This window comes from Pseudomonas sp. LjRoot71, assembly GCF_964253255.1.
Taxonomy (GTDB): Bacteria; Pseudomonadota; Gammaproteobacteria; order Pseudomonadales; family Pseudomonadaceae; genus Aquipseudomonas.
Genome location: NZ_CAXURA020000001.1, coordinates 393,829 through 406,334, shown reverse-complemented (window position 1 = coordinate 406,334; position 12,506 = coordinate 393,829). Strand labels below are relative to the sequence as shown.

Annotated in this window: 10 protein-coding genes; 8 read left to right on the top strand and 2 right to left on the bottom strand. The window is 63.2% G+C overall.

Translation table 11 applies throughout. The features are described 5' to 3' along the window. Positions 1-18: 18 nt before the first annotated feature. On the bottom strand, positions 19-447 hold the full coding sequence (locus ACSQ17_RS01990; protein ID WP_436067370.1) for a hypothetical protein: 429 nt from the start codon (positions 445-447) through the stop codon (positions 19-21). Positions 448-510: 63 nt separating this feature from the next. Beyond that, positions 511-3,261, bottom strand: coding sequence for an ATP-binding protein (locus tag ACSQ17_RS01985; RefSeq protein WP_436067369.1), 2,751 nt, complete (start codon positions 3,259-3,261; stop codon positions 511-513). A 115-nt stretch (positions 3,262-3,376) separates the two neighbouring features. Between ACSQ17_RS01985 and ACSQ17_RS01980 the strand changes: the two genes are divergently transcribed. The 8 genes from ACSQ17_RS01980 to ACSQ17_RS01945 all read left to right on the top strand — a co-directional run bounded on the left by ACSQ17_RS01980 (position 3,377) and on the right by ACSQ17_RS01945 (position 12,442). Beyond that, positions 3,377-4,087: a response regulator transcription factor gene (locus ACSQ17_RS01980; protein ID WP_436067368.1), complete on the top strand. Its 711-nt coding sequence runs from the start codon at positions 3,377-3,379 to the stop codon at positions 4,085-4,087. Between the two features lie 3 nt (positions 4,088-4,090). Then, positions 4,091-5,431 carry a histidine kinase sensor domain-containing protein gene (locus ACSQ17_RS01975; RefSeq protein WP_436067367.1) on the top strand — a complete coding sequence of 447 codons (1,341 nt, stop codon included), beginning with the start codon at positions 4,091-4,093 and terminating at the stop codon, positions 5,429-5,431. 142 nt (positions 5,432-5,573) lie between these two features. After that, entirely contained in the window at positions 5,574-7,814 is a 2,241-nt protein-coding gene (locus tag ACSQ17_RS01970; RefSeq protein ID WP_436067366.1) for a TonB-dependent siderophore receptor, read from the top strand. 89 nt (positions 7,815-7,903) lie between these two features. After that, positions 7,904-9,394, top strand: a complete 1,491-nt coding sequence (locus tag ACSQ17_RS01965; RefSeq protein ID WP_436067365.1) for a class I SAM-dependent methyltransferase — start codon at positions 7,904-7,906, stop codon at positions 9,392-9,394. After that, complete coding sequence (locus tag ACSQ17_RS01960) at positions 9,391-10,287, top strand: alpha/beta hydrolase (RefSeq protein WP_436067364.1); 897 nt, start codon at positions 9,391-9,393, stop codon at positions 10,285-10,287. Before ACSQ17_RS01965 ends, ACSQ17_RS01960 begins: the two co-directional genes overlap by 4 nt. Beyond that, positions 10,280-10,576, top strand: a complete 297-nt coding sequence (locus ACSQ17_RS01955; RefSeq protein ID WP_436067363.1) for an iron transporter — start codon at positions 10,280-10,282, stop codon at positions 10,574-10,576. Before ACSQ17_RS01960 ends, ACSQ17_RS01955 begins: the two co-directional genes overlap by 8 nt. Beyond that, the gene (locus tag ACSQ17_RS01950; RefSeq protein WP_436067362.1) at positions 10,573-12,102 is read left to right on the top strand and encodes a PepSY-associated TM helix domain-containing protein; all 1,530 of its coding nucleotides are present in this window, start codon (positions 10,573-10,575) and stop codon (positions 12,100-12,102) included. The genes ACSQ17_RS01955 and ACSQ17_RS01950 overlap by 4 nt, the downstream gene beginning before the upstream one ends. A 1-nt stretch (position 12,103) precedes the next feature. After that, positions 12,104-12,442 (top strand): DUF3325 domain-containing protein, encoded by a 339-nt coding sequence (locus ACSQ17_RS01945; RefSeq protein WP_436067361.1) that lies wholly within the window; start codon positions 12,104-12,106, stop codon positions 12,440-12,442. Positions 12,443-12,506 lie beyond the last annotated feature (64 nt).

Below are 12,506 nucleotides of genomic sequence, written 5' to 3'. Positions count from 1 at the left end.
AGCCTCCTGGGATGCGGCTTATTTTTGGCATTTAGGGCACAGGTGTTTGGCGTTGTGCGACTGCCAGCCCAACTCGTTGATGCGCGCTTCGGCCGCTGGGGCCTGGGCCTTCTTGCCGAGGGCAGCATCGACGGCAAACTCGAAATCGAGCTGAGCATTGCAGCTGTCGCAGTTGACCTGCCAATTGAAGATGGCCAGCTCCTTGAACGCCGGGCCGGTTGCCACGGCGACCCATTGGCCACGCGGGTTGATCAGGTGGCGCACCTTGTCGGCCTGCAAGCGCATGGACAGCTCGCGGCTGCCCTTGAGGGTGACCAGCAGGGTGTCGCCGCTCTGGATCGAGCCACCATTGCCAGTAACCTGGTAACGGCCTGGGGCCAGTGCGCGGCATTCGATCAGCGTGTGTTCGGGGTTGAGCAGGTTGTAGCGAAAGTCGTGTTCAGCCATGGAGCCTCCAAATAGGCGCAAATGCTAACACGCAGCCGCCATGGGCGGCGTTGGCCGGCCGCATCATGCGCTGACTTGCGCCTCACGGGCCAGTCGTTCGATGGCGGCATCCAGCTCATCCAGGGCTTGTTGGGCGGCCGGGTCGTTCTGTTTCAGCAGGGTTTCACTGCGCTGACAAGCGGCGCGCAACTGCGGCACGCCGCAATAGCGCGTAGCCCCGTGCAGACGGTGTACCCGTTCGATCAGGCTGTTGCGCTCGCCGCTGTCACGCGCCTGGCGAATGGCCTGACGGTCGCCGGGCAGGCCGGCCAGCAACATGCTCAACATGTCAGCCGCGAGGTCGGCCTTGCCGGCTGCCAGGCGCAGGCCTTCTTCGGCATCCAGTACGCTCAGGCTGTGCTGCACCTTGCCTGCGCTGGGCGGCTCGACGCTCTGGTTGCGCAGGGCCAGACCGGTCCACTTGAGCACTACCTGGGCCAGCTGGCGTTCGCTGATCGGCTTGGTCAGGTAGTCATCCAGGCCACTTTGCAGCAGGGCGCGTTTTTCGTTGGCCAGGGCGTGGGCGGTCAGGGCGACGATCGGCACCGGGCTGCGGCCGCTCTCGCTTTCCTGCAGGCGAATCGCTTCGGTGGCTTGGCGGCCATCCATGCCGGGCATCTGCACGTCCATAAAGATCAGGTCGAAGACATGCTCGGCGGTTTTTTCCACGGCTTCATAGCCGCTGTTGGCGATGCTGACCTGGGCGCCCATGTCATCGAGCAGGGTTTGCACCAGCAGCAGGTTGGCCGGATTGTCGTCGACACAGAGAATTTGCGGTGCTCGGCTGGGTGCGCTCTGCGGATTTTCCGTGCGCTGCTGACGTGGGCTGATCAGTTCCGCCAGAGCGCGCTGCAGCTTACGAGTGCAGGCCGGTTTGGCCTGCAATTGGCTGTAGGCGTCCGGGAGCAGGCCGTGGTACAGCGTTTGTTCGGTGGTGGGACACAGCAACAGGGTTTTGCAGGCCTGGTGTTCGAGTTCCCAGATGCGTTGACCGAGGCGATCCGGTGGCAGGGTCTGGGTGCTGACGCCGAGTACGGCAAGCTCGATTGGCTGGCTGCTGTGGCGGGCTTCGGCGACGGCCAGCAGCAGGTTGTCGAGGTTGTCGAAATCGCTGACCTGCAAACCGCAATCTTCCAGTTGATGTTGCAGGGCCTGGCGTGCCAGTTCGTGGCTTTCCAGAATCGCCACGCGCCGCCCAAGCAGCGGTGGCCGTGGCAGGTCTTCGGCGTCATCGCGGGCCTTGGGCAGGCTCAGGCTGATCCAGAACTCCGAGCCTTGTTCAGGTGTGCTGTCGACGCCGATCTCGCCGCCCATCTGCTCGATCAGGCGCTTGGAAATCACCAGGCCCAGACCGGTGCCGCCGGCCTGGCGGCTGAGCGAGTTGTCGGCCTGGCTGAAGGCCTGGAACAGTTCGCGCAGGTCTTCATCGGACAGGCCGATGCCGGTGTCCTGCACGCTGATGCGCAGCTGTGCGCGGTCGGCGCTTTCGTCTTCGAGCATGGCGCGAATCACGATGGTGCCGGCGCGGGTGAACTTGATCGCGTTGCTCACCAGGTTGGTCAGCACCTGCTTGAGTCGCAGCGGGTCACCGATCAGCGACAGTGGCGTGTCGCGATAGACCAGGCTGAGCAGTTCCAGCTGTTTCTCATGGGCCGCCGGGGCGAGGATGGTCAGGGTGTCCTGCAGCAGGTCGCGCAGGTTGAACGGAATATTTTCCAGTACCAGCTTGCCGGCCTCGATCTTCGAGAAGTCGAGAATCTCGTTGATGATCGCCAGCAGGCTGTCGGCGGACTTTTCGATGGTGCCCAGGTAATCCTGCTGGCGCGGGGTGAGTTCGCTTTTTTGCAGCAGGTTGGTGAAGCCGAGGATGCCGTTGAGCGGGGTGCGGATCTCGTGGCTCATGTTGGCGAGGAATTCGGACTTGATCCGGCTGGCCTCCAGGGCCTCCTTGCGCGCCAGGTCCAGCTCGATGTTCTGGATTTCGATGGTTTCCAGGTTCTGCCGCACGTCTTCGGTGGCCTGGTCGACGCTGTGTTGCAGTTCTTCCTGGGCGTTCTGCAGGGACTCGGCCATGCGGTTGATGCCCGAGGCCAGCTCGTCCAGCTCATGACTGCCGAGTGGCGGCAGGCGGGTTTCCAGATGGCCGTCCTTGAGCTGGGCAACGCTCTGTTTGATCTGTCGCAGCGGGTCGTTGATGGTGCGGCTCATGCGCACGGCGAGCAGGGCGGTGACCATCAGCCCGGTGGCAATCAGCAGCAGGCTGGCCAGCAGGCTGCGGTAGCCGCTGAGCAGGGTGCTGTGATGCGACAGCTCCAGCTCGACCCAGCCGAGCAGCTGGGTGCCAGGTTCGCTGAATGTGCTGCCGGTCAGACTCAGGTGTTGCTGATACACCGGCATGAGAAAGCGTGTGGCGTCCTGGCTGCTGCTCTGTGCCGGCTGCTGTTCTTCGGCCATGGGTGAGGGCGTCAGCATGCGCGGGCCGGCATGGGCCAGTGGGCTGCGTTCCGGGGCTAGAAAACTCACCGCGCGTACGTCCGGTTGCTCCAGAGCCTGGGTGGCGATGCGTTGCAGCAGCAGCGCATCACCAGCCCGTAAGGCGGGGGCGGCCAGAGGCGCGAGCTGTTCGCTGATCATGTGGCCGCGTTGCAGCAGTTGCCCCTGTAAGCCGGACAGCTGCACCCAGGTGAAGTAACCACCCAGAACCAGCGCCAACAGGCTGGTGGGCAGCAGGGTGAGCATAAGCACACGGCCTTTGATGCCTAGATCCTTTAACACGCGACGCCTCCTGGGGTGATATGTCGGCAGTGTAGCGATTCGGCGAGCGAGAATCTGTAGATGAGTGTGGTGAGAATAATAGGTATAATTATTATCATTTGATCTGGTGCTACTCGTGCTCTCCTGTCATTTCCCTGCCGCGCGCATTCTTCTGGTTGAAGATGATCCCCTGTTGGCCTGTCACATGCAGGTCAACCTGCAGGCACGCGGCTATAACGTCAGCCTTAGCCAGGATGGTCGCGAGGGTTTGCGCCTGGCCAGCAGTGGAGCGTTTGACCTGGTGCTGCTGGATATCCTGCTGCCAGGCATCAGCGGTTTGCAGGCGTTGCAACATCTGCGTGAGCGCCTAGGGGTGCCGGTGATTCTGATCTCGGCCCTGGGTGGCGAGCAGGACCGCATTGCTGGCTTCAGTCAGGGCGCTGACGACTACCTGGCCAAGCCCTTCAGCATGGATGAGTTGCATGTGCGGATTGCCGCAGTGTTGCGCCGGGTGGCCTATGAGCGACGTGAGCCGGTGCAGGCCAGCCTTGACCCGCAATTGCAGTTCGATGAGGCGCGCATGGATGTGTCGCGGCAGGGGCAGTGGGCCGAGTTGACCCACACCGAATTTCGCCTGCTTGAACTGTTTGTGCGTCACCCGGAAGGGCTGATGAGCAAGGCCTTCCTCTATCAGCAGGTGTTGCGCCGCGCCTATTCGCGACATGACCGCAGCCTGGACATGCATATCAGCCACGTGCGCCGCAAGTTGCAGGCTGTCGGCTATACCGCCGGGCGCCTGGAAACCGTGTGGGGCAAGGGATACCTGTTTACTCGTGAAGGTGCCTGAGCCGTGCCGGGGCGTCATTCGCTGTTCTGGCGGCTGGCTTTGCTGGTCCTGGCCTTCTGTCTACTGATCATCTGGGTCAGCTGGTCCTGGGGCGGGCGTATCGAATTTCGCGGTTATTTGCTCAGCGAAGCGGCTCAGCAGCAATTGCTCGGCTATGCCGGTGAAGCTGAACAGGCTTGGCGCAGCGGCGGTGCCGCAGGCGTTGAGCGTTGGCAGGCGCAGATGCAGCAGCGCGAGTCAGTCTGGCTGACGGTTGTTGGGCGTGATTTGCGTGCGCTGGGTACGCGCGTCCTGAGTCTTGAGGAAACCGAGCGTCTGACAGCCATGCGCCGCATTGACTGGCCGATGAGCAAGCGCGCCAGTGGCCTGCCAGTGCTTGCCTTGCCGTTTCCGCAACAGCCCCTGGATGGCCAGTTGGTGATCGAGTTGCCGGAGCGTTTTCTGCCGGAAGGTTTTACCTGGCATGCCCAGTTGCTGGTGCACGGCCTGCTGCCCTGTGGGCTGGCGCTGCTGCTCTGTGCCTTGCTCTATCGCCTACTGATTACCCCGCTGCAGCACCTGCGTGAGCAGGCCAACGCCTTGCGTGATGAGCAGCTGAGTGTACGCACGGCCAGTCAGATCAGTACCCGTCAGGATGAGCTGGGCGAGCTGGGCCGTGCCTTCGACCATATGGCCGAGCGCCTGCAGGGCATGCTCAGCTTGCAACGGCAGCTGTTGCGCGATCTTTCCCATGAGCTGCGCACCCCCTTGAGCCGCTTGCGGGTGGCCTGTGAGAGTGGCCTGGATGCCGAGCCGCTGCGTCAGCGCCTGGAGCGCGAGGTCAGCGGCATGCAGTGCCTGGTGGATGACACCCTGGAGTTGATCTGGCTGGGTACCGAGCGTCCGCAACCTGAGCTGGAGCCGATCAGCCTGCCGTCACTGTGGGCCTTGCTGGTCGAGGATGCCTGCTTTGAAAGTGGCTGGCCGCAGGCCCAGCTGCGTTGTCTGCTGCCTGATGACTGCTGCGTGTGTGGGCACCTCAATGCCTTGGCGCAGGCGCTAGAGAACGGGTTGCGCAATGCCATTCGGCATTCTCCGGCAGGCGGGCTGATCAGCCTGGGTGGGCGCATGGAGCAGGGCGAGTGGCTGTTCTGGCTGGAGGATCAGGGTGGTGGCGTTGCGGGCGCGCAGCTGGAGCAGATGTTCTTACCGTTTATTCGTCTGTCAGCGGCTCGCCCCGGTGGTGATGGTTTTGGTCTGGGCCTGGCGATTGCCCGCAGCGCCATGCAAATGCAGGGCGGCGCGATGTGGGCCGAGAACGCGGGCGAAGGCTTGCGTCTGAATTTTCGGCTGAAAAGTGTATAGATTGTAAATGCACTTTACTATCAAATAGGAATAAGTAGCATTTGCGCCGTTCCCGCATACGGGTCGGGTTGGCGCAGCGCTTTGCTGTCAGCGCCTGAGCCTGAGCCTGGATGCGGACCATTCGCCACAGGAGAGGGTGTTCATGCAGTCGCGATTCAAGCTCAGTCATCTGTCATTGGCCATCGTTGCGGCCAGTCTTTCCCCTTGCACACTGTTTGCCGCCGAGGTGGTGGATGCCGAGGTGGATGCCCTGAGTGCAGCCGCCGAACCCACCGATGCGATCACGCTCAAGGATGCCGTGGTCACCGCTAAACAGGAGCTCAAGCAGGCGCCGGGTGTGTCGATCATCACCGCTGAGGACATCAAGAAGCGTCCGCCGGCCAATGACCTCTCCGACGTGATCCGCCGCGAGCCGGGGGTCAACCTGACCGGCAACAGCACCAGTGGCAGTCGTGGCAACAACCGCCAGATCGACCTGCGCGGCATGGGTCCGGAAAACACCCTGATTCTTATCGATGGTCGTCCTTCCAGCTCGCGCAACGCCGTACGTTATGGCTGGACCGGTGACCGTGACACCCGTGGCGAAACCAACTGGGTGCCGGCTGAAGAAGTCGAGCGCATCGAAATCCTCCGCGGCCCGGCCGCCGCCCGCTATGGTTCCGGGGCCATGGGTGGGGTGGTGAATATCATCACCAAGCGGCCGACCGAGGAGTTGCGTGGCTCGGTCACCCTGTACGCGATCCAGCCGGAAGACGATGCCGAAGGGACCGGCCAGCGTGCCAACTTCAACCTCAGCGGTGCGCTGAACGACAGCCTGGCCTTCCGCCTGTATGGCGGTGCCAACAAGACCAATGCCGATGATGCTGATATCAACGGTGAACATCAGGTGGGGGCCGATACCTTGGTGGCGGGTCGTGAAGGCGTGCGCAACAAGGACATCAGCGGCCTGCTCAGCTGGCAGCTGAATCCCGATCACAGCCTGGACCTGGAAGCCACCTACAGCCGTCAGGGCAACATCTATGCCGGCGATACCATGCTCAATGGCGGCGGTGCATTCGTGAACCAGCTGTATGGCAAGGAAACCAACATCATCCAGCGCAGCAGCTACGCGCTGACCCACAACGGCATTTATGACTGGGGCAGCTCCACCGCCTCGCTGGCTTACGACTACACCCGTAACGAGCGCCTTAATGAGGGGCTGGCCGGGGGCGGTGAGGGCGCGCCGGCGGAAGGTGCCGGGGTGTTTATGTCGCGTCTGCGCAACACCCGCGCCAACGCTGAAGTCAATTTGCCGCTGGAAGTCGGTGCGCCACAGGTGCTGACCCTGGGCGGAGAATACCTGTATGAGAGCCTGAATGACCCAGGCTCCATGCGTGCGCAAACCTGGGATCCGGGTGTTGGCGGTGTGCCGGCGATTCCCGGTTTTGATCGCAGCCAGACCAAGACCACCGCGCACAGCTTTGCGCTGTTTGCCGAGGACAACATCGAGGTGGGTGAGCGCACCATCGTTACCCCGGGCCTGCGCTACGACAACCATGAAGAGTTCGGCGGCAACTGGAGTCCGAGTCTCAATGCCTCCCATGAATTGACCGATGAGCTGACCCTCAAAGGCGGTATCGCGCGGGCGTACAAGACCCCCAACCTGTATCAGTCCAACCCCAACTACCTGCTCTACAGCATGGGCTTTGGTTGTAACGCGGCAGAAGCCAACGCCGGTGGCTGCTACCTGATCGGGAACCCGAACCTGGAGCCGGAAACCAGCATCAACAAGGAAATCGGCCTGGCCTTCGATAAAGGCACCTGGCGTACCAGCGCGACCTACTTCCGCAACGACTACAAGAACAAGATCGTTTCCAGCAACACGGCGGAGTTCCGCCTGGCGAACGGTCGTCGTGTGCAGAACTGGGAAAACTCCGGCAAGGCGGTGGTCGAGGGGGTTGAAGGCAACCTGTTCGTCACCCTCAGCCCGACGCTGGAGTGGAATACCAACTTCACCTACATGATCGAGTCCAAGGACAAGGACAGCGGCGAGCCGCTGAGCATCATTCCCGAATACACCCTCAACACCAGTCTGGACTGGGCCGCCACCGAGAAGTTGTCGCTGCAGGTCAGTGGCACCTACTACGGCACCCAGGAGTCCCCGAGCTACAACGCCCGACGCAACGTGGCGATCGACAGTCAGGCACAGCAGGACATCGATCCCTACGGCCTGATGGGCGTCAGCGCCGGCTATGCCTTCAATGAGCAGTACAGCGTGCGCATGGGCATCAACAACCTGTTCGACAAGCGCATCTACCGCGAAGGCAACGCCACCGAAGCCGGGGCCAACACCTACAACGAAGCCGGGCGTGCCTACTTCGCCTCGGTCACCGCGTCCTTCTAGGTCATCGTGCTCCTTACCCGTTGCTACGGCGGGTTTCGGCTCCGTCGGGCGTGTCCTGGCGGAGCCTTTTCAGTGCAGGAAAACGCTTAATGCAAGTGTGGAATCAGGGGTATCTGGCCGAGTTGCCCTATCCCCATCATGTACAGCCGCAGTTGGCACCCAGCTGGCTAGTGGCGCTGCAAACTGCCCTCGGGCAACGAGCAAGCAGCTTGTTGTCGTGGTTTCGCTATTGCGAGTTGGGTTGTGGGCAAGGCCTGAACAGCCTGCTGCTGGCCGCCAGCAACCCGGCGGGGCAGTTCGTGGCGGTGGACTTCAACCCCCGGCATATCGAGCAGGGCCGGCGTTTGGCCGCCGCTGCGCAGTTGAGCAATATCGAGTTTGTGCAAGCCGATTTCACCGAGTTGCTCGCGCAGCCGGGCGAGGGCTATGACTTTATCGTTGCCCATGGCGTGTACAGCTGGGTAGCGCCCGCGCAGCGGGCGGCCATCCGTGGCTTTGTTGAGCAGCGCCTCAACGCCAATGGGCTGCTGTGCCTGGGTTATATGTGTCAGCCCGGCATGGCGCCGTTGGCAGCAGCTCAGCGGTTTATCTGGCAGCACGCGCAACACAGCAAAGGTTCACCGCCGCAGCGTGTGCAGGCGGCGCTGGAGGCATTGCAGGCCTTGCAACAAGGCGGTGCCGGCTATTTTGTCGAGCAGCCTGAGATGGCCCGGCTGCTGGCGCGCAGTGCCGAGCAGGGGCTGGATTATCTGGCCCATGAGCTGCTGTGCGAGCACTGGCAGCCGTTGCCGGTGGCTGATGTCATGGCGGAATTTGCCCGCCTTGGCTGTCAACTGATCGGCAGCGCCATTCCACTGGAAAACATTGATGCTTTGTCGTTGCCCGGTAACTGCCTGGCCGCGATCCAGGGCCTGACTGACCCGCTGCTGCGGGAAACCGCCAAGGACCTGGCGCGCAACCAGGCCCAGCGCAGTGACCTGTATCAGCGCGGCGATCAGGCCCTGTCGGCCACTGCACATCGTCAAGCCTTGCTGGACAGCTGCTGGGCACTGTTGCCCGCCGCGCCAGCACCGGGGGCGGTGGAATTTTCAACGCGCATCGGCCCGCTGCAGGGCCCTGCCGAGTTGTATCAGCCGCTGCTGCAGGCCCTTGGCGAGGGACCGCAGAGCTTTGCCAAACTGGTGCGGCGGCCCGCCCTGACGGCGCAGGTTGGCCAGCTCAGCGGCGCCTTGCAGCTGTTGACCTGGGCGGGTTATGCCCATCCCTTGCTGCAGGCTCCGGTGGATGTCACCCGCTGTCAGACACTCAACCGTCTGCTGGCCGAAGGAGCCTTGCAAGGTGAGGGCTACGCGCACCTGGCGGCACCGAGCCTGGGCGCGAGTGTGCCGGCAGATAAGCTGGAAATGGCCGCCGCCCGCGTGCTGCTGGAGCATCCGCAGTTACGCGGCGTTTTAATGAGTGAAACCATTCAGGCCCTGCTACGCCGCCACGGTGTAACGGTGGAGCAGGCCGCCGAGCGCGTGCAGCACTTCGAGCAACACACCTTGCCCAGCTGGCAAGTGCTGGGGGTCGTGCCATGAAGCGCTGCTGGTTGTGGTTGTTCTGTCTGTCCTGGCTGAGCGTGGTGAACGCTGCGGATTATCCCGGTTACCAACGGCTTGAGCCGTTTCAGGTGCAGTCGGCAGATGCCCAGCGCAGCTATCAGGTGCAGCTGCTGGTGCCGGCGCGTGCAGCACCGGCCGGCGGTTTCCCGGTGCTTTATCTACTCGATGGCCATGCCGCGCTGGCAGCGCTGAAGGCGCAATGGCTGGATGAGCTGAGGGCGGGGACGCCACCGCTGCTGGTGTTTATCGGGCATGCCGGTGAGCGGCCCTTCAATGTGCCGGCACGCACCCTCGATTACACCCCGGCGCGCCGCGATGGTCAGCCGATGCAGGCGTTCAACGGGGTGCAGGGTGGCGGTGCCGCGGCCTTTCTGGCGTTGCTGGAACAACGGATCAAGCCGCAGGTGGCTGCGCTGCAGCCGGTTGATCCGGCGCAACAGGCGCTCTGGGGGCATTCGTTCGGCGGGCTGTTCGTGCTCAATACCCTGTTCACCCAGCCGGCCAGCTTTAGCCGCTACATCGCCGCCAGCCCGTCGCTGTGGTGGCAGTCCGGGCTGTTGCTGGAGGCAGAGCGTGATTTTGCCGGGGCCACTGCCCAGCTGTTGGTCGTGCGCGGCAGTGACGAAGGCCTGCCCGGTAACGCTCGACCCGGAGTCGATCCGGCGCTGCTGGAGCAGCGGCGCAAGGCCATGGCCGCGGTTCCGGCCGATGCCGCGCGGCAGATGGCCGAACGCCTGGCGCGTTGGTCGGGCATGCAGGTGACCTATCAGGAATTTGCCGGTTTGGGCCATGGACCGATGCTGGCCGCGTCCTTGCGGCCGGCACTGCGCATGGCGGCCGGCTTGGCGCAGGAGGTTAGCAATGAGTAAGGCCGTTGAAACAACCCAGGCATGGCCGATCTGTTCACGGGTGCTGGCCGGGCTGCTGGGCGGCTATGTGTTCACCTACGCATTGACCGCCGCCCTGGCGCAGCTGTTGCCGCTGGCCCGGGTGGATGCGCTGCTGATCGCCAGCTTGCTGTCATTCACCTTCTACACCCTGGCGATTCTCTGGGCGTTTGCCGCACGCAGCGTCTGGCGCGCCTGGGCGGTGGTGCCGGCCGCTGCACCGCTGGCGCTGATCGGCTTCTGGCCACACCTGCTGGAGCGCCTGGCATGAAACAGACCCTGACCCAATCCATGGCCTGGCTGCACACCTGGGGTGGCCTGCTGTTCGGCTGGCTGCTGTTTGCCATCTTCCTCACCGGCAGCCTGGCGGTGTTCGACCAGGAGATCGATCACTGGATGCAGCCGGAGATCAAGCAGACGTCGGTCAGCAACGCCCAGGCTGTCGAGTATGCGGTGACTTATCTGCAACGCCAGCATGCTGATGCCAGCGCCTGGAACATCAGCCTGCCCAGCGAGCGCATGTCTGCCTTGCGGGTGACAGCGGGCGACCGGCGCTCGGGCATCAGCACCTACCTGGACCCACTCACCGGTGAGCCCTTGGTGGTGCGCGACACGGCCGGCGGTACATTTTTCTTTCGTTTCCACTACAGCCTGAGCATGCCACGCAATCCGGGTATCTGGATTGTCGGCCTGGCCGCCATGGCCATGCTGGCGGCACTGGTCAGCGGCATCATCATCCACAAGAAGTTCTTCAAGGAGTTCTTCACCTTCCGTCCGAACAAGGGCCAGCGCTCCTGGCTGGATGCACACAATGCCGGGGCAGTGCTGCTGTTGCCGTTTCACCTGATGATCACCTACACCGGCCTGTCGATTTTTGCCCTGATCTATATGCCAGCGGCGCTGGACAGCCTCTATAAAGGTGATTTTGCGGCGTTCTACCGCGAGCACATTGAGGTCGTGGAAGAGCCCCGTCAGGCGCAGACCCACCCGGCGCCGCTGACGGCGCTGGCTCCACTGCTGGCTCAGGCTGAAGCGCGCATGGGGCCGCTGAGTGGTGTGGTGATCGAGCACCCCGGACGCAGTGATGCACATATCGAAATGCGCCGGGTGCTGGGTAACCGCATTGCTCTGACCAAAGGCCACAACATGCTGTTTGACGGCGTCACCGGTGAGCTGCTGGCCGGGCCGCCGGAGCTGCGCCCCAGCGTGCTGGCGCAGCGGGTAATGTTTGGTCTGCATTTTGCGCAGTTCGGCGGCTACCCGATGCGCTGGTTGTACTTTGTCTGCGGCTTGCTCAGCAGCGCCATGATCGGCACCGGGCTGGTGCTGTTTACCGTCAAGCGGCGGCGTAAATACGCCAGTGAAAGCCCGTTGGGGCAACAGCTCTATCGCCTGGTGGAAAGCCTCAACGTGGCGACAATTGCCGGTCTGGCTGTGGCCTGTATCGGCCTGTTGTGGCTCAACCGCCTGCTGCCGGTTGAGCTGGCCCAGCGTGGCGGTTGGGAGGTGCGTGGCTTCTTCGCAATCTGGCTGCTGAGCCTGCTGCATGCCTGGCTGCGCCCGCGTCTGCAAGCCTGGCGTGAGCAGCTGAGCCTGGCGGCGCTGCTGTGCCTGGGCTTGCCGCTGCTCAGTGCAGTCAGTGACGGCCAGGCTTGGGGCGACAGCATGCGCCTGTGGCTGGAGGTGACGGTGGTGGCGCTGGGGCTGCTGCTGGCCTGGAGTGTCTGGCGTTTGCGTCAGCCACAGGTGCAACACAGCGAGCGGCGGGTACGGCACGCACAGGCGCAGGTGAATTGAAATGATGACGGCATTCTTGGGCAGCTTCTTGCTGGCCTACAGCTGCATGTTGGCCCTGTGTCAGGGCCTGGAGCGGCATTACAAACAGGTTTGGGGCAGGGTACCGACGTTGCTGCAACGCCGCGTTCTGCGTGGCAGCGGCTGGTTGCTGCTGGCCGCCAGCCTGTTGGGGTGCGCACAAGCCTGGGGCTGGGCGATGGGCCCGGTGGGCTGGTTCGGCATGCTGTCGCTGAGCGGCTTTGCCCTGGCGCTGTTGTTGCCCTATGCACCGCGCCTGGCGGTGTACGCGCCGGTGCTGGGACTGCCGTGCTGGCTGCTGCTGTATGCCCTGGCGGGGTAATTTTGCTGCCGTGTAGTGGTGTTCGCTGATATGGCCGAGCGCAGTTTGCCGTTATCATGGCGGC

Bases quoted from the DNA above. Each gene is read 5' to 3' on its own strand.
- ACSQ17_RS01945 (WP_436067361.1), top strand. From the start codon at position 12,104: ATGATGACGGCATTCTTGGGCAGCTTCTTGCTGGCCTACAGCTGCATG.
- ACSQ17_RS01960 (WP_436067364.1), top strand. From the start codon at position 9,391: ATGAAGCGCTGCTGGTTGTGGTTGTTCTGTCTGTCCTGGCTGAGCGTG.
- ACSQ17_RS01955 (WP_436067363.1), top strand. From the start codon at position 10,280: ATGAGTAAGGCCGTTGAAACAACCCAGGCATGGCCGATCTGTTCACGG.
- ACSQ17_RS01990 (WP_436067370.1), bottom strand. From the start codon at position 447: ATGGCTGAACACGACTTTCGCTACAACCTGCTCAACCCCGAACACACG.
- ACSQ17_RS01965 (WP_436067365.1), top strand. From the start codon at position 7,904: ATGCAAGTGTGGAATCAGGGGTATCTGGCCGAGTTGCCCTATCCCCAT.
- ACSQ17_RS01970 (WP_436067366.1), top strand. From the start codon at position 5,574: ATGCAGTCGCGATTCAAGCTCAGTCATCTGTCATTGGCCATCGTTGCG.
- ACSQ17_RS01950 (WP_436067362.1), top strand. From the start codon at position 10,573: ATGAAACAGACCCTGACCCAATCCATGGCCTGGCTGCACACCTGGGGT.